This is a genomic window from Herbaspirillum seropedicae, assembly GCF_001040945.1.
GTDB lineage: Bacteria > Pseudomonadota > Gammaproteobacteria > Burkholderiales > Burkholderiaceae_D > Herbaspirillum > Herbaspirillum seropedicae.
This window is the reverse complement of the sequence record NZ_CP011930.1, coordinates 4,683,226-4,705,945: the sequence shown is the minus strand read 5'-3', so window position 1 is coordinate 4,705,945 and position 22,720 is coordinate 4,683,226. Positions and strand designations below refer to the sequence as shown.

Annotated in this window: 17 protein-coding genes and 1 pseudogene; 3 read left to right on the top strand and 15 right to left on the bottom strand. The window is 54.0% G+C overall.

Annotated features, from left to right (window positions below; all coding sequences use genetic code 11):
* Positions 1-48 precede the first annotated feature (48 nt).
* The 14 genes and pseudogenes from ACP92_RS20480 to ACP92_RS20425 all read right to left on the bottom strand — a co-directional run bounded on the left by ACP92_RS20480 (position 49) and on the right by ACP92_RS20425 (position 16,231).
* The gene (locus ACP92_RS20480) at positions 49-1,260 is read right to left on the bottom strand and encodes a porin (RefSeq protein WP_013236038.1); all 1,212 of its coding nucleotides are present in this window, start codon (positions 1,258-1,260) and stop codon (positions 49-51) included.
* A gap of 54 nt (positions 1,261-1,314) precedes the next feature.
* Positions 1,315-3,726, bottom strand: coding sequence for a glycoside hydrolase family 31 protein (locus tag ACP92_RS20475; protein WP_013236037.1), 2,412 nt, complete (start codon positions 3,724-3,726; stop codon positions 1,315-1,317).
* A gap of 16 nt (positions 3,727-3,742) precedes the next feature.
* Positions 3,743-5,028, bottom strand: a pseudogene (locus tag ACP92_RS20470) (MFS transporter).
* Positions 5,029-5,456: 428 nt separating this feature from the next.
* Positions 5,457-5,708 (bottom strand): type II toxin-antitoxin system RelE/ParE family toxin, encoded by a 252-nt coding sequence (locus ACP92_RS24425; protein WP_013236035.1) that lies wholly within the window; start codon positions 5,706-5,708, stop codon positions 5,457-5,459.
* A 301-nt stretch (positions 5,709-6,009) separates the two neighbouring features.
* A complete protein-coding gene (locus tag ACP92_RS24420) occupies positions 6,010-6,465 on the bottom strand; it encodes a hypothetical protein (RefSeq protein WP_013236034.1) in 456 nt (151 codons plus the stop codon).
* Positions 6,446-8,548 (bottom strand): hypothetical protein, encoded by a 2,103-nt coding sequence (locus ACP92_RS20465; RefSeq protein ID WP_013236033.1) that lies wholly within the window; start codon positions 8,546-8,548, stop codon positions 6,446-6,448. Before ACP92_RS20465 ends, ACP92_RS24420 begins: the two co-directional genes overlap by 20 nt.
* On the bottom strand, positions 8,545-10,236 hold the full coding sequence (locus tag ACP92_RS20460) for a site-specific integrase (RefSeq protein ID WP_232284874.1): 1,692 nt from the start codon (positions 10,234-10,236) through the stop codon (positions 8,545-8,547). The genes ACP92_RS20465 and ACP92_RS20460 overlap by 4 nt, the downstream gene beginning before the upstream one ends.
* A gap of 25 nt (positions 10,237-10,261) precedes the next feature.
* Positions 10,262-11,527: a tyrosine-type recombinase/integrase gene (locus tag ACP92_RS20455; protein WP_013236031.1), complete on the bottom strand. Its 1,266-nt coding sequence runs from the start codon at positions 11,525-11,527 to the stop codon at positions 10,262-10,264.
* A gap of 4 nt (positions 11,528-11,531) precedes the next feature.
* A complete protein-coding gene (locus ACP92_RS20450) occupies positions 11,532-11,993 on the bottom strand; it encodes a hypothetical protein (protein WP_041311250.1) in 462 nt (153 codons plus the stop codon).
* Between the two features lie 587 nt (positions 11,994-12,580).
* Positions 12,581-12,814, bottom strand: coding sequence for a hypothetical protein (locus tag ACP92_RS20445; RefSeq protein WP_013236030.1), 234 nt, complete (start codon positions 12,812-12,814; stop codon positions 12,581-12,583).
* Between the two features lie 326 nt (positions 12,815-13,140).
* On the bottom strand, positions 13,141-13,482 hold the full coding sequence (locus ACP92_RS20440) for an XRE family transcriptional regulator (protein WP_041311249.1): 342 nt from the start codon (positions 13,480-13,482) through the stop codon (positions 13,141-13,143).
* 44 nt (positions 13,483-13,526) lie between these two features.
* Complete coding sequence (locus ACP92_RS20435) at positions 13,527-14,846, bottom strand: HipA domain-containing protein (RefSeq protein WP_013236028.1); 1,320 nt, start codon at positions 14,844-14,846, stop codon at positions 13,527-13,529.
* 30 nt (positions 14,847-14,876) lie between these two features.
* Positions 14,877-15,191 (bottom strand): hypothetical protein, encoded by a 315-nt coding sequence (locus ACP92_RS20430; protein WP_041311247.1) that lies wholly within the window; start codon positions 15,189-15,191, stop codon positions 14,877-14,879.
* Positions 15,188-16,231 (bottom strand): Fic family protein, encoded by a 1,044-nt coding sequence (locus tag ACP92_RS20425; protein ID WP_048348628.1) that lies wholly within the window; start codon positions 16,229-16,231, stop codon positions 15,188-15,190. The genes ACP92_RS20430 and ACP92_RS20425 overlap by 4 nt, the downstream gene beginning before the upstream one ends.
* Before the next feature lie 491 nt (positions 16,232-16,722).
* On the opposite strand from ACP92_RS20425, the gene ACP92_RS20420 reads away from it, so the two are divergent.
* Together ACP92_RS20420 and ACP92_RS20415 are read left to right on the top strand one after the other, a co-directional pair.
* Positions 16,723-18,159 (top strand): hypothetical protein, encoded by a 1,437-nt coding sequence (locus ACP92_RS20420; RefSeq protein ID WP_013236026.1) that lies wholly within the window; start codon positions 16,723-16,725, stop codon positions 18,157-18,159.
* Positions 18,160-18,250: 91 nt separating this feature from the next.
* Positions 18,251-19,210, top strand: a complete 960-nt coding sequence (locus tag ACP92_RS20415) for a DUF4238 domain-containing protein (protein WP_013236025.1) — start codon at positions 18,251-18,253, stop codon at positions 19,208-19,210.
* A 146-nt stretch (positions 19,211-19,356) separates the two neighbouring features.
* On the opposite strand, the gene ACP92_RS20410 is transcribed toward ACP92_RS20415, so the two are convergent.
* Positions 19,357-21,504, bottom strand: a complete 2,148-nt coding sequence (locus tag ACP92_RS20410) for a hypothetical protein (protein WP_041311245.1) — start codon at positions 21,502-21,504, stop codon at positions 19,357-19,359.
* A gap of 300 nt (positions 21,505-21,804) precedes the next feature.
* Here ACP92_RS20410 and ACP92_RS20405 point away from each other — a divergent pair, with 300 nt between their 5' ends.
* A complete protein-coding gene (locus ACP92_RS20405) occupies positions 21,805-22,440 on the top strand; it encodes a hypothetical protein (RefSeq protein ID WP_041311244.1) in 636 nt (211 codons plus the stop codon).
* The last annotated feature ends 280 nt before the right edge of the window (positions 22,441-22,720 follow it).

Here is a 22,720-nt window from a genome sequence, read left to right as displayed (position 1 = left end):
CTCACGGCGCAAAGGCGGGGCCGTTACGCCCCGCCTTTGCATGCAGGATCAGAATGAATGCCGGATACCCAGCATGGCCACGAACTGGCCGCTGCCGCTGGAGGGCGTGCCGTTCTGCGAATCGCCCACCGAGGCCACCGCATTGACGATGCTGCTGCCCACGCCGCCAGCGCGCAGCGTCTGTCCGCTGGCGCGCTGGTAGGCCTGGATCGCATAGAGCGCGGTGCGCTTGGAGAGCGAATAGACCTCTTCCAGCGAGAGCTGGTTGTACTTGGCCGGCGAGGAGATGCCGTTGCGCGCCTTTTCGGCGGTGTAGCTGTAGCCGGCGGCCAGCACCAGCGCCGGGCTGACGTTGTAGCTGCCGATGAGGCCGATGGTATTGAAGACAGCAGTCTGGCTGAAGGCCGACAGCGCGCCGGCCTTGTACTGCACATTGGAATAGTTCAGCCCCAGCATCAGGTCGCCCCGGGTATAGCGCGCTGCGGTGGCCAGCAGTTGCGTGCTGTCGGCGGACGCATAGCCGGCATTGACCGGCGAGTTGTTGGCGAAGCTGCCGACGTTGCCGAAGCTGCCGGCGGTATTGCCGTTGGCCAGGTTCTTGAGGCGCGTATAGCCGGCGCTCCACGAGAAGGCCTGGTAGTCATAGCGCAGGGCGGCGCTCACGCTGGAGCCATTCGCTGCGCTGCCGGCCTGCTCGCCCATGCCGTATTGCACGCCCGCCTGCAGACCGCCCAGTGTGGGCAGGGTGTAGGTGATGGAGTTGTTCATGCGCAGCGTGGTATCGAGCGCGTCGATGTCGCCCGGGTGTGCGCCGGTCGCACCGGTGAGCACATTGGTCGGGCCCAGCGCGCCGACGTACTGGAAGTAGGGCGTGTACTGGCGACCCACGGTGACCTGGCCATAGTCCTTGCTGGACAGACCGACATAGGATTGGCGGTTGAACAGCACGCCAGCAGTCGATTGGGCGCCGGTATCGGCATTGAAACCATTCTCCAGCCGGAACAGGGCCATGTTGCCGCCGCCCAGGTCTTCCGTGCCGGTCAGGCCCAGCTTGCTGGCCGCCAGCGCGCCGGAGTTCATGTAGGTATTGGAGGCGCCGCCCTGGTTGCTGCTGTAGGCCAGGCCGAGATCGACCGTGCCATAGAGCGTCACGGACGATTGCGCCCACGCGGGCAGGGCGATGCCGGCAGCCAGCAGCGCCGCGCAGAGGCGGGCTGGCTTGAAGGCGGATGGTTGACGAGCGATGTTCTTGGCGTGCATGTGAGTCTCCTGGTGTTGTTGGGGTGGGGTGAGGGCGTCGTCAAGGCAGAGGCATCAGGTCGACAGCGCCAGCGTCAGACGTCGCCAGCCCTGGCTGCGCTGTTCGCTGACGATGCGCGCCTGCGTTGCCCGCACGGGGCGCTGTTCGCTCGCGGGCAGGAAGATGTCGATGGTCTCGGCCGCCACTGGCAGGCGGTCTTCGCGCCCTACTTCCAGCGTCACGGCAGCGGCATCGGAACGCGCGCGCACTTGCCAGCGTCCTTGTTCGCCATCGCGCCAGGCCTGGCTGTGGCCATCGTCTTCGACACAGGCGCCGCTGGCTTCGCCCTGTTCCTTGTAGGGGACGACCAGGAAAGCGCGTTCATCGGCACGCACGTCGAACTGTTGCTGCGCCACGTTCATCGGGATCACAGCCCCTTCTCGCAGCAACATCACCGGTTGGTCCCAAGGGGCAGGCAGGCTGATCTCTTGACCGCCTTCGTAGCGTTCGCCGCTCCAGTACGACACCCAGCGCGCACCCGAGGGCAGGTAGACGCGGCGCTCGGTCTGACCCTGCTCGACCACGGGCGCTACCAGCATGGCGCTGCCCAGCATCATGTCGTCGCACTCGTCCAGGCAACGGCGGTCATGCGGGAACTCGGCAAAGGTCGGACGCAGCACCGGCTGGTAGTCCTGGGTCGATTGCCACAGCAGTTCGTAGAGGTAGGGGATGAAGCGGTAGCGCAGCTTGATCAGCGCCGCGATCTGGGCGGTCACCTCCGGATACATCCAGGGTTCGTTGACGGTCTTGTCGTCGTTCCACGAGTGGATGGAGAAGCGTGGCATGAACACACCGAAGGCGACCCAGCGCACCAGCAGTTCCGGCGCCGGCGCCGGACCCGAGAAGCCGCCGATGTCATGGCCGATGTTGGACACGCCCGACAGCGCCAGACCCAGTCCCATCTTCAGGTTGTAGCGCAGGGTTTCCCAGGAGGTGTAGTTGTCGCCCGACCAGGTCTGCACATAGCGCTGCATGCCCGCGCCGCCCGACCGCGACACCAGGAAGGGACGTCGTTGCGGCGCTGCTTCCAGCTGCGCCTGGCGCGAGGCCTGCATCATCAGCATGGTCTGTAGCACCTTGGCCTGGCGCACCGGATATTGCTGGCCGAAGCCGTGGGCGTAGGCGTCGCCGGTCCAGACTTCGAATTCATTGTTGTCGTTCCAGGTGGCGCTTACGCCGTAGTCCAGCAGGGCTTGCTTGACGTTGGCGCGCCACCAGTCCAGCGTGGCCGGATTGGTGAAGTCCAGGTAGGCGCCCACCTCATCCCAGAACTGCACCCACGCCGGCTCGCCCTGGCTGTCGCAGATCAGCAGACCGGCCTGGCGGGCCTGTTCGAACTGCGGATGGTCGCGCAACAGGCAGGGCTTGATGTTGGCGCACAGGTGGATGCTCGCATCCAGATAGCTGCGCACGAAGCCGTGCGGGTCGGGGAATTTCTCGGTATTCCAGTGGAACACATAGCGCTTCGGGCCGATCGAGGTGTAGCCGGAAGAGAGGTGGAAAGAGTCGCAGAGAATATCGTGTTCACGGCATTTGGCAATGAACTGGCCCATCTGCACCTGGGCGTCGGGCGCATCGGTATAGCTCATGGTCGAGCCGGAATAGCCCAGGCCCCACTTGGGCATCCAGGCCGGACGTCCGGTCAGCCAGGTGAAGCGGCGGGTCGCGGCCAGCGGGGTGCCGGGCGAAGCGATGAAGTAGTAGTCGAGATCGCCATGCGGGGCCGTGAAGTAACGGTAGTGGCCGTGATAGTTGTCCAGCTCGCGGCCCATGTCGAAGCGGCAGTCGGACAGGGTATCGTAGAAGAGGCCAAAGCCCGCGCCCGTCTTGGGCAGCCAGGTGATGTAGAAGGGGATGTGCTTGTAGAGCGGATCGGTGTTGCGGGCACTATAGCCCATGGCATCGATATTGCGCATCTCGTAGGATTGGCCGGCGCGATTCATGTCGCCGGCGCGCTCGCCCAGGCCGAAATACATCTCCTCAGGCTGGCGGCGCAGGTAGTGGTAGACCTGCTCATCCCAGTAACCGAAGTTGTACGCCTGGGTCGGGCGATCGGCCAGCACGCTCTGCCACTGTCCTTCTTGGCGCAGCTCCCATTGGCAGAAACCACCCTCCAAGGCGATGCTGAGGCGGATCAGCGCGGTCTCGATCTGCAACTGGCCGGGCGTGGTCCGCAAGGCGAAGGACGGCAGGGCAAAGCCGCTCAGGTCACGCCGGTCGCGTCCTTGCAGCGGGACATCCTCGGCCCCCGGCGCTACGGCCCAGGAGGCCGGGCCCTGCAGCTTGCCCTCGGGCAGCACCAGCACGCGGATGATGTCTTCTTCCAGCACGAACAATTCGATGACCGCGCCGGTATCGGCCTTCAGGCACAGATGGTTGCCCTCGGAGGACTGGAGCGCAAAGCGCGGGGGATGCAGCATGGACATGATAGGAACCTCAGTTCTAGACAGATGATTGCAGCGAGCGCGCCGCGCGCTCTTCGGTGGACTGGCCGCGGATCAGGATGATGAGCAGCACCGCACCGATCAGATCGAACGCGCCCAGCATGCCGAACAGCGGACCATAACCGACGGTATCGGCCAGCGCTCCCACCAGCAGGGAGAAGCCCAGGCCGCCGATCCACGCCGACATGCCGGCAAAGCCGCTGGCGGTGCCGACCTCTTCAGGATCGAACACATCGGCCGAGAGCGTATTGACCAGGCCCGAGATCATCTGGTGCGCAAAGCCGCCGACGCAGAACAGGGCAATGGCGACATAGGGAGAGGCCACCAGGCCCACGCAGGCCGGACCGATCATCATCACCGCGCCCAGCACCACGCCGCATACGCGCGACCATACCAGAGGGATGCGGAAGCGGTTGATCAGGAAGGGCGACAGGTAACCACCGGCCAGCCCGCCCAGGTCCGCCGCCAGGAAAGGCAGCCAGGCGAACATGGCGATGGACTTCAGGTCCAGGTGACGCTCGTTGACGAAGTAGAGGGGAATCCAGAAGCTGAAGGTCTGCCATGCCGGCTCGGCGAAGAAGCGCGCCAGGGCGATGGCCCAGAAGCGGCGCGAGCGCACCACATCCTTGACGGGACGCTTGCCCCGGACCGCGCTGACAGGGCGCAGCTGGCCGCTGATGATGGTCTCGCGTTCGCTATCGGAGAGCGCCGCATGGTCACGCGGCGAGCGGTAGAACGCGAACCACAGCGCCGCCCAGACGAAGCCGAGGATGCCGGTCACCACGAAGGCGGACTGCCAGCCGTAGCGGATCTGCAGGAAGATCACCAGCGGCGGGCCAGCATCGCGCCCAGCGACGTGCCCGAATTGAACCAGCCCACGGCGACCGATTTTTCCTTGTCGGGGAACCACTCGGCCACAGCTTTCATCCCCGAGGGAATCGCCGCCGCCTCGGTCAGGCCCATCAGCGCCCGGAAGCCAGCCAGCGAGAGCCAGCCCGTGGCCCCCGCATGCAGCACCCCGGCTACCGACCAGAGCACGCCGAAGAGGGCAAAGCCGATGCGCAGACCGATCAGGTCCACGATGAAGCCGCAGACTGGTTGCATGATCGTATAGCCGACCTGGAAGGCCGCCACGACGTAGGAGTATTGCTGGGTGCTCATCCCCAGTTCGTCCTTCAGGGTGGGGGCCAGCACCCCCAGTGAATTGCGCGCCAGATAGTTGGTGATCGTGCCCAGGCAAACGAGCACGATGATCCACCAGCGCAAGCCCTTGATCGTTTTCAAGATTTGTCTCCTGTTGAGGGGGGTACTTTTTGTTGTTGTCCTTGTATCGGCTTCAGTACTGTTCCGGGATCAGGGTGGGACAGGGCTGGATGACGGCAAGGATTTTGGTAGCGCTACCAATTGTAATTGATGGGGATGGTAGCGGTACCAAAACGGCTTGTCAAGGGTGCGTCGGGAGAAATGCCGGCGGGTGATCTTTAGCGAAGAGGGGAAGGCTGTGCGGCCAGTGAGCGTTATACAGATGCGTCTCCCCTTGCTGACGGACTTGCTGGTGGACGAGGCTTGGCGCGACGCTGTGGGGTTCAGGCAATTGCCTGTATGCCTTTCTTTTCCACCACTGTCAGCAAGCGCAACGCTGGCCCACCGGGTTTCTGGCTACAGTATTTCTTGTTCATGATGGTGTACCTCGGTCAATTGCCCTCTGTCGATCAATGCGGCGAGCTGCTCTTCCGGTAGCCGCAGCACATGTCGTGCCGCTTTTTGAACGCAGCCTCTTCGCCATCATCGATGTTGCCGCGATCGTTCTTTGCGAACTCATAGACAAAAAACGCTCGTAGCGTCGTGCGATACAGGATGATGGTGCGAAAGCCGTCTGACTTTCCTTGTCCAGAGCGTGCAACGCGCTGCTTGATGACGCCGCCGCCAAGGTCCGCATCAACGAGCCCTCGCTCGGCTCGCACAATGGTGTCGGCTGGTAAGGTGGCGACTGCGCAGAATGAGGGTCACTAGCGGTGAAAATAAAAAACCCCCGAAATTATTCGGGGGTTTGTTTGGAGACGTGGCTTGAACGAACCCGGATAGCCCGATATTCGGCCGTCAGTTTTTTCGGTCAGACGTTACCAACGCACCCGCGAATAGCAGGGGCATAGACATCTAAATAAGTCGTTGATTTTACTGGAATAACGTACTTTCTACTAATGTCTATCGTGCGAGACCGAAACCCCCCCCGGAACATCGAAATGTCTACAGGGGGATTCTCTATTAAGGGCGCAATGATGATGGTGGGGGCTTGAGTTCGTCAAGTTCAGCCTGCAGGTCGGCGATGTCTTGAAGTGATTCCATTAGTTTTCGTTCGGCACTAAGCAGTTTGGATTGAGATTCACTCAATTGAGTTTTCAATGTTGCAACTTCTTCTTTAAGGGTTAGCTTCGCTTCTTTAACCTTGGCCCCAATTACTCGTCTTTTGGAGTCCTGACCTTTGGTGAGTTCCACATAGGCTTCGATTTTTCGTATGACGGCGGGATATCTATCTGGCTTCAGAGCTGTGGGGTGATTCCCTGCTTCTTTGGCAACATTAATGTGGTTTACGGGCGAGCCCTTTGTCAGAATGACTGGCTCGTTGAATGCGAGCCGTTTTGCGGATTCGAGGTACTTGCGGGCGGCTGGCCCATCCTCAGGTCCAGGAGCGAATAGTTGTTCAATCTGCTGTGAGTTCAAGATAATTCCTGCATGCGCTAATTTCCATTTGTAGCGCTTCATAGCGCCTAGTGCCGGGTTGGAATTGCATTTGCTGTATCACGTAGTTAGCGAGCAAGTCCGCGACGAATTCGCGTTTTGCCTTGTCGAGCTTTGCGTCTTGGCAAGGCTTGCCCCCGTCTCCGCCTGCGCATCGAGCAATAGATTCGATGCCGCCATACTGACAATCCCCGCGCGTTACGCATCCGCCTAGTGTGGTTCCACGGAAGCTGATTTCGTCTCTATTGGCAGCCGCTATGAGTTTCTTATAGTCGCTTTCTGATATCAGATGTATCTCTTTGTCTTGCTCGAGTGAATTGCCAGCCGGCGAAACAAACCTATCTTCAACCGACGCTTTCAGCTGCTTTGCAAGGACAAGGTAGGCTGAGGAAACAACCATTGCTTGGCGCGTTTCATTAATTCGAGCACTGGAAAAGTGCTGCCGGTAGTATCTCGTTTGATAGATGACGAGATGTTTCAAAAGGACTTGGATAGATGTTTCAGACAGCAGACCACTGGCATACATGTTGATACCGCCAGTGCGACGCAGTTGGTGATAGCTAAACGGCCACGGTTTGCCAACGGCGAATGCACCTTTCTTATCCAGGTTCGGCGTGAAGCGTCGTGCGTGTACCAAATCCTCTTCGGTCATCTTGAGAACATCAGGGTCGAATAATTTGGTGTGTGCGGCAATTATCTGCGCATAAGACTGCACGCTGCTCCGGTAGTTGTGGACTTTCCCTTTACTCCTAGATGATGACCATGGCTCAGTCGGGGGGCTAAACAAGAGGGGATTGGAGGTCAGTGCCTTGTTGGACGGTGATGTCGCATCGACCACGGCCGTCATACGCATGCGAGCCACCGCGTTAGCTGCTTCGACGGCGACCGCTACATGCGGGCTGGTAGGCCAACGCGCATCGTTGTCCGGGTCCGTTTTAGTTGTTTCGCCACAGATAATGGGAATCGGGCCTACAATCGGGTCTCGCTCCCAGATGAGGCAGTCAGACCTCAACGCCCCCAATTCTTCTTTTCGTTGGAAAGTGAATGCTCCAATGTAGGGTAAACAGACAGAATTTATGAGATTCAGGTACGAACAGAACATCTTGAGCGATGTAACTCCTTCATCCGTCTCATCATCATCGATGTCCGCAGCTACCCACTTAGCGAGCAAGCCGGCAATTTTGAATCTTTTGGCGGTGTCGTGGAAAGTGCCTCGGTAGAATCCCAATCTAATCGCCTTACTGATGCTTTTTTTGCTTGGTTTGGTGAACGGCATTTGTGCTCCATTAGTCTTTTCGATGGCTGCTTGCAAAGAGCCAAAGTTGTGGACGTAAGCATCAAGACAAAATTCGAAGCATTGGGCAATCTTCTCCTGATTGGCCAGGAAATCATCAATGCATTCCCGCTGACGATTCAGCGTATAGATATAGAGGCGTGGCGGAATGTAGGCGACTTGTTCCGTATCTTCGCGTGCTCCGGTTGCCGTACTATTCGCGAAGACCTCCGCCAATTTGGCGATGTCCCTGCTTTCTAAAATTGCAAATCCGAGCTCTTCTTTCGATTGGAGGAGGCGGTCAAGAATTAGAATCAACCGTTCTCTTGAGCGAGCATTCCGTGTCACCTTCGCAAGGGATTTCCACACCGTTGGAAATCTGCCTAAATCGCGAACGCGGATGCCATTGTCTTCGCAGAAGCTGACAACTCTGCGAATCAGATGAAAGTCGAGTTTCAGCACGTTTGCATTGGTAATCCCATGAGGTCCATAAATCATTGTGGTCACAATCAGCCTTAGGTCCCATTCGTTCTCGGCGCTGATTGGCTCGGTGCGCATTCCACCTGTTGAGCCGTGTATATCTCGATTGAAGTGTATCTTCATCTTCTTACCGTGAAAGGGCGTCCAATCCCAAAATGCGTCACCCCACAGGGAAATAACATTGCCATCAGCGTCCTCCACAACTGGCCAGTCTGGTGGTGGCGGGAATGACGGTAGCCTGTAGCATCGTGCTGTTGGAGACGCTGATGGTAATTCCATCTTCATCACAAAGATGTCTTTAGCGTGTTTCATCGTCTTCCTTCCAAAAAATCAATGAGGTCTCCATAGTCAGGGTGATATTCGCCAGCGCCGACCAATACATTGGCTTCGTCAACCCATTCCTTCCTGGTTTTGTTGGAATCCTCAAACCACTTCAAACGCGAATCAATTTTTTCCAACGTCAAACGTGCAGCAACCGGCTTGTCCGCTTTCTGGATGTACAACGTGGCCTTAGAAATTTCAATCATCTTGAGATGCCTGAAAGTGGCGAGAGACCAAACATATGCAAAAATATCAATATCGCGATGGGACTTACACCAAAGGCATCCTCCCTTCTTCATGCAATCTGGCTCTGGTGCCTCACTAGGGGCTTCGTCGTTCTTTTGGGGTTCTCCAACACAGCTACCGGGGCCGACTGCTGGTTGAGGTGATTGGTTATCCTTCTTCGATGCGAAGCGTGCTTCATCGGCGTGAGGGTCGTACTCGGCCCAGAAGTTGTTGCTCTCGGCAATCGCTCGCTGCAAGCTTGGCTTGTGATAAACCTGAATGAGAGTCTCTTTCGTATGCTGGGCCATTTCAGCTGTCACTTCTGGCGAGCCGGACTCATGAAGAAGCCAATTTACGCGAGTGTTGCGCAACATCCGTGGGCCAACAAAGGGGATGTCGAGTTCAGCGCAGATGTTGCGGAGGCGCCAGCCGGTGAATCGGAATCCATCGCCGCGGCTTCTGGTTGGGAAGAATGAGAAAAGTCGATTTGACTCAGGGAAAAATCGTCTACGCCATGCTAAGTAGCGTTCAAAGTGGGATTTGTAGTCTTTGAAAATTTCAAACAGTACAGCGCCGCCGCGGCGGTTTTTATGGTCTTTCACCTGGTAGCCGTCTAAGTGGCTAACGTAGAAGAAGTGCCTGAGTTCTGCGTCTACTGCTTGTTTGGTGTTTATGCCAGTCTGAGCGATGAACATCTCCAACTCGGCCTCAATTCGAATACTGGCCATCATTTGCCGCGTGATGGAGATGGTCGACCCCGCCGCGATAGAATGGTCAAGTATGGGGTTTCCGAGGACAAAGCTCTTGCCTGTCCGAAGTTTGATTTCGACGGGGACAGGCGCTGTTGTAATGACGTCGATAGTCAAGGCATCGCAAATATCTTGCAGCATATGCCCGAATTCGAAAGTGTCTGAAAGACTTTGTTTTTCAGCTTGAACACCTACGGCTGATTTCCGGCGTTTGAGTGCCCGAAGTCCAGTATGCTGCAGGATATTGGTAGCGCGATTGAATATTGTGTCGATAAGCGAACCGAGGGACGACGCCATCGTATGGCCAGAGCTATGTGAAAAGCCGTAAGTTCCACCTCTATTTCGTTTGGTTGCAGTTCTACTTGTTCGAACTCGATGAACCATTGATGCTGCCCATTCTAAATAGCACTTCTCTAGTGTCTCCAAGGTCAAAAATAGACCGTCTTCGTCTACAAATTTAAAGAAGGCCCTGATGACGGAGATTATGCTTAGAGTCCCGCTTCGAGGCTTGCCTGCTGCAGTCAGCTCACAGATGTGTTCGTGAAGCACTGTGACTAACTCCAACCGCTCCATCATTGGTTTCCCGAGCTTGCCATCCTTGATAGCCGCTTGAACGCGTCGCGCGTGTTCTGCAGCGCCGCCACGGTACATAAAAATATTGAAGTCCCAAGGGACATCTTTGCCAGAAAATTTGACGTGCTTCACCGTCAAGTCTGGTAGCGCAGTTGAGTCAAGCACTTGTCTGCCCCCAGTCTCGGCCTCGAATGCCCGTGAAGAGTTCGTTGAACTTGCTAGCAGCTTCAATCTTGGCCTTGGTGGTTTCCAAGAATCGGATATATCGCCACGTTGTGGACTCGTATTTATGGAACATGGCGCTTTTAACCTCCGAAAGGACTGTCGCGGTATCGAGCCCCGAGGTCATTAGTTCCCTTGTCAACCACGTGCCAAAAGTCGCACGCGTTTGATGGAATGTGAATTTGCGCATGAATCGCAAGCCTGCTTCACAGCAGACATCTCGCAAACCACTTATGAGGCGAACCACGGTTTTCACCGAATACGGCTGACCAGACCGGGTGAGGAATAGAACGTTCTTATGCTCTGGCTTAGCAAAGCGCTCCCGAAGAAGTCGCCTGGTAGATGACGCGTAGTCTATGAGCTCCTTCATCAGTGCCTCAGGTATCCATAGAGAGCCGGATACAGAGAACTTTGTAGCAATGCCTGTCCCTGGGCCGGCAGGCAGACGCAAAATTCCTTCTGTGTACGGGTCTATGCTCGCAGTTAGAAGACTATTGACTGTCAGAGTGGTAATCGTCCCAATCCGTGCGCCTGAGAAAAAGCCAGTGGATAGCAGCAGGTGTAGCTCCGAGGTGGCATTTGCTGCGGTGTATTGCAGCAGCCGTGTCATATGGTCTGCCGAGAGCGGAAGCAGCCCATCTTCCAATGTGCCGCCGACGCGTTGCTTGTTAGGGATACTCAGGTCAGTTGTGCGAGTCACGAAGATACGCAGAAATCCCGCGTTGTCGTAGATTGGCATGGCGATTTCACGGTCACGCCACATCTTGTTTTGCGGATTGATGAAGCCTTTCTCTTGAACAAATCGATAGAAGTCCACGACGACATTCATGCAGTTCGTTACTGTTCCGGGCGATAGAATCCCTGTCTCACGTTGGTCAATGAGATGTCCGCGGAATATCTTCAGTATCTGGTCTTCTCGCCGCCGAGGGAAATGTCGCCAATCCTTTTTTTCTTTCTCGACATAGCTTGCGAAGTATTGGATATGCTTCATCTTCCGATGAACGGTTTCAATTTTCACATTCCCCGGAGCAGCCATTTCTAGGCAGTACAAGTTTGCTTCGCTCCAGCTGCTGCCGTTCTTCCAAAAAATCTGCGGCAGCTTGGGAATCGGTTGATTGGCGCTAGAGCCGTAGACGAGGCGCCCATCTGACCCGAGCGTCAGTTCGTAGAAGTTGTATTGGAATTCCTGCAGACGTGCCATGACTTTAGCGTCCTATTTTGATACGGTACTTCGGCGCCGTTTGAGTCTTGCTAAATCTTTTGAGAACTGGTTGCCGTAATTTGGTCAGAATGTCGCGGCTCAGCTCTGCTTTCACCAGTCCCTGCTGCTTTGCAAACTTGTAGAGCTTAAAAACGGAGTGCAACATTATTGCTGCGGTATAGCGGGGAATCTCGGAAGACTCCACTAGCTGCTTCTCGTTAATACGGACAGCATTCGCTCCGTCTTTCGAAAAATGAGACCATCGAATTCCTTGGTTCTCAAGGAGTTCAGCGTATCTTCTGAACGCACGCATCAGAAAGTGGATGGGGAGCATTCTGTGTTGTTCCACCACAGCCAAACGTTCCGCCCGTTCCGTAGTGCCGACCCATGACCGGCCATTCTTCCAAATAATTTCTGGAAGCCTGCCGTTATCCTTGTGGGGGGAGTCAGATTTTAGCCAAGCCATCGCGACCTCTTTCAACCGAGACCGTGGATGGAGGTGAGACTATGGCTCGCCTTGAATATGCTTGCGGTGATGTGGGCAGCCAGGATGACCAACGTGGCCCCTGGTGGTGTATGAATGCGGGACTTCTTATCTGTCTTCTGAACCATGATTCAACTCTCCTTTCAGCGTTAGTACCCTCTCATAAATAGCGCTGCTCCCGCCGACTTGCGTCGATGGGGGAAAGTTGAGTTTCAAGGTTAGGCGTGATGCCCTTAATTCAAAATATCAAGAATATCTTTTCGCATCAAGAGGTCGTAGGCGTGAATTTCACCCACCCGTCAGACCATGATTTCGTCGCTGCTCTTTCAATTTTCGCGATGTATAAAACAGAAAAAGAAATCCGCAACTTCTGTTTATAAAATTTATTACAGGAAAAGCCAATTCTGCAATTTTTAGGGGGGGCAAAGCCACTTAGGTCCTACGAGAATTTATGAAAAATAATCCGGAATTTCATCGCGCGACTGTCTCATTTTGATAACAAGATGCTCCATACGGGTGAAAAAATGCCCGGCCGTGCCGGGCAAATTCGTCGGTGAAACATGTTGTACTCAGAACGTGTCGAGTTGTAGTTCAATCCATCGCTTGATGTCGGTGAGCTGTTTTTTGTCCAGCCGTTCGCCCTCGTTGAATAGCATGCCGGCGAACTTCGACTGGATAACTTCGGTGGTAGAGCCGCTCCCTTCAAGGCCGTTGATTCCTGGGATGCCATCGTCCGTTAGAACACGGCGCCCATGCCTATCTAAGAACAGGTCTGGGGTAATACCATTTGCGTTTCTCTTCATGCAGTTACATCTCCATTGTGGGTGGATACGCTTCGGTAATCACTTCCGAAGAACTTTCACGACGATAGCAGGCGTTCCAATCTGTTTACAAGTGCGGCATTGGCTGAATAGATGTTTGTGTTTTGAGCACCGGCTTGGTAATCTACGCCAAAGGGCCTCTCCAGCCGACTCGTGAGGCCGCCCTCCAAGTTTTTCTTGGACTAGCAACCGCTAGGTAAGAGGAATCGGACCCGATGTACCAGAAGCCCCGCTAGTCGGGGCTTCTACCTTCTCGGCTATCCGGAATTTCGTGCAGAAACGGCTTGCACCGATTCTTTGGGGTGCCATCAGAAATCAAGCTCGCCGAGCTCGGCTTTGCTGAGCGGCCGAATGCGTTGAGTGAGCTCGCGAGCCCGCAGTGCAGCCAGGGATGGGTCGAATTCCTGCAGCAAACTCAAGAGTGTGAGGCCAGGTGCGATGGCTTCTAGGAAGCGCAGGATTTTCGACTGCGTACGGCGGACGTCACCCTTTTCAGTGAGTGCGGCCGTCGAGCGGGCCATACCGGCGCGCAAGGCAGCATCGGCTTGCCGCATACGACGCGCCTTGTGCAGCCTGGCAAGCTTTTCACCAAGCTCGCGCGCTTCCCTCACCCTGGCAGGCGTCAGTAGAGGTGCTTCATTTTGCTTCATGTCCGCAATCACAGACGCAAGACAGATACCACAAGCCTCTGACGTTACAGTTGTATTAGCCTATTGGCCTGACCGGTAGCGTAGGTAGCGATATTGGCTACCAGCTTCCGCTCTGCGTCCAGATAGCAGGCGTCTGCGGCCAGCGCCGGCGCCATCTCTATTACTGCCGCTGCGATACCCGTCAACTCGCCCATGACATCCTCAATTGGAATTCCTGCGACCTGGGCAAAAGCCGCTAGGTCAGCGACTCCGACCTTCTCAGCGAGGAACTGGTCACCGAAGGCCATCGCCATCTCTTGGAGTACCTTCTCGCCGTAAACCTGGACAGATACCAGGTCATAGAACGGCGCAGGCATGATGCCGTTGGCTGTCTGGCGGAAAGAGATGTTTTTGCCATGCGCGTCCGAGTTGCCAATCAGCAGATTGAATAGTGCCCACCGAACGATGAGCAACTTGGCGGCCGACGCATCTTCGAAATGTGGTGCTAATCCAAAGAGCCTTTTAAAATCGATTCCATAGCGCCTTTCTGGAGAGCGGTTTTGATGTCCCCCGAGGCATTCGTACTTATACCAACTGGGCAGTTCCAACGCCTGACACCCATCGATGATGTGAGTCCTCTCGACCCGCCCTGGCTGCAAGACGTCGGTACCTGGAGCGTATGTCCGGTCGAAGCGGTCGATAAGTAAGACCGCCTCCGGAGCTCTATGGATTTTTACATGCGGCACTGAGAGACCCACTGCAGCTGCCAACGACATGCAGAAGTGCTCGTTGGCGACCAAGTGCGGTGTCCTTTCTCCTTGAGGTTCAGGCTTCAAAATATGCGTTGAAGTGAGCGAGCCGCCGGCCAAGAACAGCCTCTCGTCGTGGAAGATGACTTGGAGCTTGTCCTGAACGCCAGCTAACGACTGGTGCCAAGCCCCGTGCCACTGCGCAAAGGGAACGCCGCGGTGGCGGGCATGGATACGCTCCGAAAGCTCGTCATCGTCGATTTCCCGCAAATATGGTGCTTGAGATGACGGCAGCGCAGACGTGCCGCTGTGAAATAGAAAGCTTGCGGCGCCGGCTGGTTCAGCTCCAAAGAGGTAGGCCATGGAGAAAACGTTGTCGGCGTTGAGTCGGCTGTGTTTCATAATAGCCATCCGGGCGTCGCCTTCTGGGAATAGGTTCATCATGAAGTTGGCTGTTGCACTCGACTTGAATCTGCCCTGACTCAACGCAAAGTGAGGCGACAGTGGGAAAGTCTCTGTGGAGAGCTGCCAGTGGGCGTAATAGTAGAAATTAAAATCTGAACTCTGTATGTCGCAGCGGATGTTTCCAATGGCCTGTGCATAGCTGGCAACCAGGAGATGACGTATGGGGTCCATTATTGTTGTGGCTCAGCGCGCCATTTATATTTAGGTTTCATAAGTCTTTCGAAGCTTGTCCATGGCAATCTGCACTTTCGTCTTCACTTTGGGCTCCGCTGGCACGAACTCCCCATACGGGCTTTCAATCCCTCTGAGAGCTACCTTGGGACAAATAAGCATCTCGCAGTCGGTCGCATCGAGAATTGTCACCAAGAGAGTGATGCTGTAGTCAGCCTCGCCGTTCAATACGCCTGCCACGATGTGTGGCTCTAGCCCACTACGGTGGACGAGCTCCTCTTCAGATATATCCAGCGTCCCGCATGCGTCTAGGAGATAGTTGGCGATATCCGCGGTGGTTCTCATCGGAGAAACCTCGCTTCGTGATTGACAGCAACGAAATAGAATCCGGGGTATCGCTGCACCGACTGTCTACACGCCCAAGAGAACAGGTCCACAGCTATCGACGGGTCACCTGACTCGAAGTACGCGACCAAAGACATCACGTAGTCGTTCCGATTTACCTCGTAGAACGTTATCGGATAGTAGCCCTTCGCCAGCAAGGGAATGTTCATAGCGAAGCGAGCAGTTCGCTCTATGCCGTCTTCGAAACATAATAAGTGGGACAGATGTAGCCACAAGAAGAATGAAGCCTCGAATGGGTTTCTAATGGCAGCCGCCTTCTCAATCACCAGGTCCAGTAGCTTCTTCGGCTCCTCGATTTCATCAGCAGAGCTAATAGCGTGTGTGAACATTGGCGCGGGGTTGCCCGCCATGCTGTCCCCTGACCTGCCTACGGGCTCCTTTAGGGCGGTCTGAATTTCTCTTACAGTGCTTACGTCAAGCCTCAACTTATGGTCGCTCAAGAAGAGGATGTCGAACGCGCGCTTAAGACCGACTAAAGCATCGGATTCTCTGGTGTGGGGGTGTTCGCAGCCCGTGAGCAGTTTTTCCGCACCTCTACGGGTGTAGGAAGTACCTTCAAGTCTTACTGAACCCCATATCATGTCAAGCCTTACGTTCCTGTATAGAACTCTCATAACTTCTTTGCTACAGGGTTCCGGCGCTGCTTCAAGCTTCCGAAGTTTGAATTTCACAGCAGTGGGAAGGAGTTGGGTCTGATTCGGGACGTACTCTTCCAAATATGCAGGGTTGTACGAAACCTCAGAGCGAAGATATTGTTGTAAATCCATTTTTGCGATTTGACGTTCAGACTTGCGTGACCATACAAGTTCGTTGTCCGGGACAAGTTTCTCGAAATCCGAAAGAGTTATGAACCCAAGCTCAGCGTGAATCACTCTTTTAAGGCAATCATTCACTACGTCATCCCTGGACTTTCCCCGAGCCAATGCCATTGCTTGTCCAAGTAGCGATATGTCTAATTTTATTTCTATCGAATCTCTCATACGCCAACCCCTTCAGAGTACATGCCGAAATATTTTTTGACCGTGTGCCGATTCGACCATTCGTAGGGGGCTACGGCAGTCGGGACATTCCCTGTTTCATAGAAGCTGAGTATCGCCTTCTGATGGTCACTCGAACTGATATCGATGAATTGCATCGAAGCGCATCTTGTTCGGAAAAACGGCATGTTCCAGCACTCAATGGAACTGGTTGACCAGTGTGGTTCGATGGAGATGTTGGCTGTCATGCGCTAAAGCATGAGTGTTTTCAGAACACAGGAAAAGGGGTTTGGAGAAATAACAAATCTTGGGGCATTTCTTAAGCGGCAGCCTCATGCCCGTATTGAGCGCCATGAAGGTTTAGAGGACTGTTCTTGCCGTTGATGGCTATCACTTAACGTCGCAATTTTTCCACTTTGCACTTACGCTTTCCTAATTTTCATATTGGTCTATGATTGTCGCGAAGATATGACGTTGTCCTATGGCGAAGAAAAATGGCACATCCAAAGATAGAAATTGCGGGAAAGTTCGAGGCGCTATGGAAGTGGCTATCAGGTCAGCCGAGCTTGAAGGATATCGACCTATCGGTGGTTCAAGCGCGGGCCGAAGTGATGTCCCTCACTGTACATTCCCTCGAGATTCAGAAGGTGGGGAGTTTTTGGCTTACACCTGCCATTGTGCTGTCGACAGAAGAGAATACAGCCTGCTTCCCCCTTTATAAGATTGGGGAGGACCCTGATTGGGTTGTAAACCTGGGGCATATGAATCGCGTGGCCGCATTGTGGGAGAAGATGGAATGGTTTTCTCCGCTATGGGTCGCTCAAGACAAGATTGGTCCACTTTTGAAAGATGTCATGAACTGCGACCGCGAAAGCGCGCTTCGACAGTTCGAATATCACATGTCGACCATCTACACGGTAGGTTTTCAGGCCGTGTGTATCGCGCAGCTTCTACCGAAATCCCGAATTTTGGCGGAGTTCGTGCCATTAATCCGAGAGGCATACCTTGGTTTTTATAGCGGTAGTCGGGCATCAAGCATTGCCGCGTTAATTCCAATCTTCGAGGGGGCAATTAAGCGCATTGCTGGGGCCGGAAATGATGCCCAGATATTGCATGAAATCGACAAGGTCGTGGACCGAGCTATCGACCTCGCTGCCAAGCTTCATTTTGATGAACAATGGGTGCCCAGCGACTATAGAGAGCTCAGGTATCTTTTCAGCCAAGATGAAAGAGTCTTCATATTTGAGACTTTTCGGCGATGGTTGAAATCATCGTTCTTTCAAGACACTAGGAAATACGATGGGCTGACTTGGTTAAATCGCCATCTCTTTGCTCACGGGATGTCGTCAAAGTGGCAGGATAGCGCCAACTTCATGCGATTGGTCGTTGCAATTTCGACCCTCGGCGTAATTGAGTCGTGGCATGACAATTCAAACCAGGTGTCGTTGTTCTTTCCAGTCGCAGATAAGGACGGAGAGCTGCTGTGGCAACAGGCTTTGCTGCGACTTCGTTTGCAGGAAATTCTGGTGCTTCATGAAGTTAATATATTCCATCAGCAAGGGCGCTTGGTCCCAGAATTGCCAACGGACGATGGTGTCATGCTCCGCGCGGCAGTTCTGACTGAGGATTGTATTAAGGACGTAGTTCGACCATTGAGAGATGCAGGCTGGTCTGTGGACATGGATGAGCCAGATGAATTGGCCATGTACGCCCTCGCTCGCGCAAAAAGTGGTGAAGAGACATTCACGGTGGCCTTCCTTTATTCCTGCGACAGTGATAACGAACTGTATAAAGAGCTAGCGTCAAAGGCCGATGCCATTGTGTATCGTGGTCCGCCTTATAAGCAGAGGTCTTTTGCACAAGGCATCAACGTGCATGTCGGACCAGCGGCCGGCTGGCTGCCGCCACGACCCCAGCGTAGTCCGGGGTAGATGAAAGTATCCGAAATTCGATGTTCTATTTGTCTCCAGCTAAAGTGGGCATGGCTGGAATGGCGGACTGGAACTTACTGGGGGAGATGTAGTGAACATAAAAAAGCGGCATCACTTCGTGCCAAAAGCATATCTTAGGGCTTTTGAGAGTAGCGACGGCAAAGTTCTTGTCTATCGAAAAGACGAACCAGGCAAGATTTTGCGGGTGAACCCGGACGGAACTGGTTTTGAGCGCTACTACTATTCCCAGCCTACTCCCGAAGGCAGCATCGACCATAACAGATTGGAGGATATGTTCTCGGTCATAGAGGGGAAATGGCCGCCGGTCGTCGAGCGCATGGGGCGTCGCGAGAATGTGAATGAAAGTTTGCTCGATATCTTTGAATTTATCCTCTTGCAGCGCGTCAGAGTGCCTGCAAGCAGGGACGCTACTGAAGCGAAGTTGGCGGCTCAGGTCAAGGCAACTTTCAAGCACTTGCTGGCCAAGGGTTCTATCCCTGCTCCGCCGGAGTCATTGCGTGGCCGCTTAGATGAGGTCCTGGTGTCCATTGACCCTCACAAGTCGATTCATGGAATGGTGGATGACATAAATGCCGCGAGGGATGTCTTCGACCGGATTGGTTTGAGTGTTGTCCACAACATGACTGATGTCCCATTTCTGACGAGCGACAATCCCGTAATCTGGCTCGACCCCTCTATACATCCAGATGACATTGAGCCGTATGCGATTAAGAAAGGCGGGCCAGTTCTTCTTCTGTTCCCTATCAGCCCATCTCTCCTCATATTGGGTTCGACGGACTATAAAGAGATATTTTCAAAGCATGGCCTTCAATATTCAGAGACTCGAGAGGATGGCTGGGTCCGCCAAATCAATGAGACAGTTTGCCGTTTCGCTTATAAAGCCGTCTATGCTTCTTCGCCTGGTCAAGAAGACTTGATTTCTCGCTTCACTGGGATGTCCCCTGTTTGGCGCCAGTCAGGAGCAAAAGGGAAGTTGGTCTTTGGCGAAAGAACGGCTAAGCCAAAATGGAAGCCGAAATCTGAAGAGTGAAGCGGTTTCGGCCGCGACCCCGGGCAGGCATCATCAAGTCTGTTGGATAGCGAGGTCGCATCTTTCGCGACTCCCTCGTGGCATTGGCCGCCAGCTAAGCCTCGGATGCTGAGGCCTGCCTCGAGGCAGGACATTCACTTTCTTCCTCATGCTTCTTCCGATACCTGTACCGGAAATCGTTGTTCCAGCTCATGCATCTTCGTACTGAGGTCCATCGCATAGGTCTTGAAGGTTAGGCTGGCGCCGCTGAATTTGTAGGTCTTTTTGACGTCAACGAGGAAGCTCATTTGAGCTTCAACAATGGACCTCCCCTGAAGATATTCAACAAGGTCTATAGTTTGGAAATGCTCGTCGACCCAGAACCGCAGCGATGGGAGAGCGCCTCGGTCAATCGAGCCGCGCGTTAAGACGTTCTGCAATTCATGTGCTTGCCGAACGGGATGGCCGCCGATTGTATAGCCAGAGAACATACGATTTGCCGTAATAATGGCAGTATGAATCTTCGTTGTCGGCGCGACTTTCCATCCGAGGTTAGCGAACAACTGTGCTTGATTAGCTGCAACGCTTAGATGCGTGAGGCGTAAATCGAGTTGCGAGGCGGCCTTCGTGAGATGCGTATAACTCGACCGAAGCTCGTGCGCCGAACATGGATGGTAGGAGTTTTTGCACTCGAAGATGAAGAGTTCATCATCTCGCCAGCACACGATATCTGTTTCCAGTTTCCCCGGTAAATTCACATTCTGCTTGGCTAGGAATCCGGCGTCCACCAGAGCCTGCTCCACTGCTAATTGCATCGGGTCGTCGACAAATTGTTCTGCTGTCCGAAGCCGGTTGGCTACTACGATATTCCGAATGAGATTTGACATGGCGACAATGGCCGGCGGAACAACATAGTGGGTGCCAATCTTGATGAATGGCCGATATTGGATATCCACAAAGCCGTCGTTCGCATCCAACGTCAGTAAGGCGATTACGGGTTCGACCTTTTCCTCTGGTAGGATTTTTCCCAGTACCATTACCAGTTGCTCATGATTGAACACCGTAATGGTCGAGCGCAGCGCCAGTGCAAATCTATTCTTTTCATCGGCGATGGTTTCTAGTTTTTGGGAAAAGACTGCATCGACTAGCCTGAACAGGCGCTGAGCGCGCACAACCTCGATTGCCGCTAGTTTCTCCGTGATTTCTACCGCTGAGCCAGCATCTGGTTCGAAAACATCAATTCCCGTTCCGTACAGCATCGCCACTTCCTCCATGAGCAGTCCACTTCCTGTGAACAGCTCAAAGAATTTTTCGTGCATAGGTAATTCAAAGACCAATCGAGTTATTGGGTCTTTGCGTAGTTTCACCAGCTCTCCCATGCCGACCGAAAAGGCTTGTTCTACTAGCTCCTTCATTGTTGGGCGTGGTGCTTCAGCGCTAGAGAAGTGCTCTCGGGCCAGTATCTTCCTGACTTGCCACTGCAATTCAGTCTGGATATAGCCCAATCTAATGCACTTCTCCATGTCCGCATCTACGGCAGAAATTGTTACGTCAGTGCCGATAGCTATTGCTTTGTAAGGCAGGCAATCTAGGAGCGACTCAGCTTCGCGGAATTCATCTAGCTTGGCAGCGTCAGACAACAAGGACGCATAGATATTCGCGTTAGTCCGTGATGCTTGCTCGTCCACGTGCATTGCGATGGGGGCCACGTCACCAATTTCCTCCTTGTAGAGGGTGAATAGCAGCGAGAAGGCGGAGGCCAGATGTTCTAGCGTCCAATAATGGAAGTCGTCTGAGTCGAGGCTCAAGTCGCCTGGATATTGGCTTGAGAATCGGTAGTTAACAATTGAGAGAAGGGATTTGAGGACGACCCTCTTACGTACTTCCATCCGTTGCAGTAGGCTGGCCCTCATTCGTCGCACTGCTGGGCCAATTGCGTAGAGCGCTAGGACTGATTCTAGGTATTCTCGCCACTCTGATTTGAGCGAAAAGATTGGGGCGACCTTCAAAGCTGCCTCCGCAATTTTCGACAGCCCGGCTGTTTGAAAGCCATACTTTGAAGAGCGGAGGTGCCCGTTTCGCCTCAACTGTGAAATGGTCCAATTGGCATCGGCACGCATCATCACCATTAGGGTGGCAATCGCATCGTGACGTTTGTTTTTCTGGATGTGCTTTGTCAGTACACCCAGCAATTCAAGCATCGTGCTACCCGGAATCTTCAGCGGTGGGATTGTCGCCACCGCGTCAGTTATCTGTTCGATTTTTTTGAACTGCATCAGCCTGTTGATGTGGTTCTGAATTTCGGTCTTGTCCATTTTTATTTGATATAGAAAACCATAACAGGCCGAAACCGGCTATTTGCTCTCAACGCTTCTTCGTCGCTGAGCACAAGCCAAGGTGCGTTACGCCATCATTCGCTTTGAGCTTCATGCCATACTGATATGACAATACAGCAACTCGGGGGATAAGTGGCGACAGGTGTGACTTTGGATTGCGAGAGCTTCGATTCTGCGTTGGCAAGTCTTGGTCGGATTTTCAATGCGTCGCCAGACTGTATAAGCGCGTTTCTCACCCTACCCGAGATAGGCGCCTTTTACGATAGCAAATGGCGAGAGATGCTGGATTTGAAAGACTACCTGTATTCGGTTGTAATTGACCACTTTGGTAGACCAGCGCTGCTAGATGAGATTTTTTGGTTTCATGGAACACGTGTGCTCCCAGGCAGCACCTTTTCCGATGGAATTCTTCCGCTAGGCGTGGTCCTGCCGCAGATAAAGAAGGTACTTGTTAGCGTGATTCCGGATACCGAGACTAAGCAGAAACTACGCAAGGTGCTGGAGTCCAATGGCGTAGGAGAATATCTCTATTCGCTGAAGGCGAACGATTCGGAGCATTGGGGGCCTTATGCGATGCTCGTTCGAGATGCCTTGTTTTCTCCTGATGACACACATCAGCACGACTATCTTGGATTGCCTGAAATCGTCGCCGACATCTGTTCTGGCTTTGAACGCAGCACGCGCATCAATCTTACTAGTATCTTTTCCGAAGCATTAAGGCCCGCTATCGTGAAATTTAAAGGCCATTCTGATGACGACGAAGGGTGTATTGCTTCTGCTATCAGCTATGTTTATACGACAATTCACGAAGGTGGGCCGACGGATAGCTGCATGTGTTGTTTCAATGGCGAAGGCCTTCAAGTGCCTGCAACGGATATCGTCAAGGTGGAATTTGTTGACGTCAAGAGCTCATGACTTCGCGCTGAGCGAAGGCTCGTCGCTCTATAAATATTCAGACATTGCCTAATTATTTGGCAAATCCGGAAATCCCAGTTGGAGTCGAGGATTTGATGGAGGCAAACTGAGTTATCCACAGCGTTTTCCAGCCAAATCAGGGATAACTACAATCGGTGTTCTTGACGACCGCTTGACACCTAGCTTGTGGCTGACTAATCTTCCGGCTAGGCTTCCTGGTCCCAACTTGTCGTCGAGTTAAACAGGGTGAATTGCTTCAAAAAATTTCTGACTTTCAATC

What these genes read in the sequence shown, in the direction of transcription:
- ACP92_RS20480 (WP_013236038.1), bottom strand. Translation starts at nt 1,260, where the DNA reads ATGCACGCCAAGAACATCGCTCGTCAACCATCCGCCTTCAAGCCAGCC.
- ACP92_RS20475 (WP_013236037.1), bottom strand. Translation starts at nt 3,726, where the DNA reads ATGTCCATGCTGCATCCCCCGCGCTTTGCGCTCCAGTCCTCCGAGGGC.
- ACP92_RS20465 (WP_013236033.1), bottom strand. Translation starts at nt 8,548, where the DNA reads ATGAAACACGCTAAAGACATCTTTGTGATGAAGATGGAATTACCATCA.
- ACP92_RS20455 (WP_013236031.1), bottom strand. Translation starts at nt 11,527, where the DNA reads ATGGCACGTCTGCAGGAATTCCAATACAACTTCTACGAACTGACGCTC.
- ACP92_RS20450 (WP_041311250.1), bottom strand. Translation starts at nt 11,993, where the DNA reads ATGGCTTGGCTAAAATCTGACTCCCCCCACAAGGATAACGGCAGGCTT.
- ACP92_RS20445 (WP_013236030.1), bottom strand. Translation starts at nt 12,814, where the DNA reads ATGAAGAGAAACGCAAATGGTATTACCCCAGACCTGTTCTTAGATAGG.
- ACP92_RS20440 (WP_041311249.1), bottom strand. Translation starts at nt 13,482, where the DNA reads ATGAAGCAAAATGAAGCACCTCTACTGACGCCTGCCAGGGTGAGGGAA.
- ACP92_RS20435 (WP_013236028.1), bottom strand. Translation starts at nt 14,846, where the DNA reads ATGGACCCCATACGTCATCTCCTGGTTGCCAGCTATGCACAGGCCATT.
- ACP92_RS20430 (WP_041311247.1), bottom strand. Translation starts at nt 15,191, where the DNA reads ATGAGAACCACCGCGGATATCGCCAACTATCTCCTAGACGCATGCGGG.
- ACP92_RS20425 (WP_048348628.1), bottom strand. Translation starts at nt 16,231, where the DNA reads ATGAGAGATTCGATAGAAATAAAATTAGACATATCGCTACTTGGACAA.
- ACP92_RS20420 (WP_013236026.1), top strand. Translation starts at nt 16,723, where the DNA reads ATGGCACATCCAAAGATAGAAATTGCGGGAAAGTTCGAGGCGCTATGG.
- ACP92_RS20410 (WP_041311245.1), bottom strand. Translation starts at nt 21,504, where the DNA reads ATGGACAAGACCGAAATTCAGAACCACATCAACAGGCTGATGCAGTTC.
- ACP92_RS20405 (WP_041311244.1), top strand. Translation starts at nt 21,805, where the DNA reads ATGCTGGATTTGAAAGACTACCTGTATTCGGTTGTAATTGACCACTTT.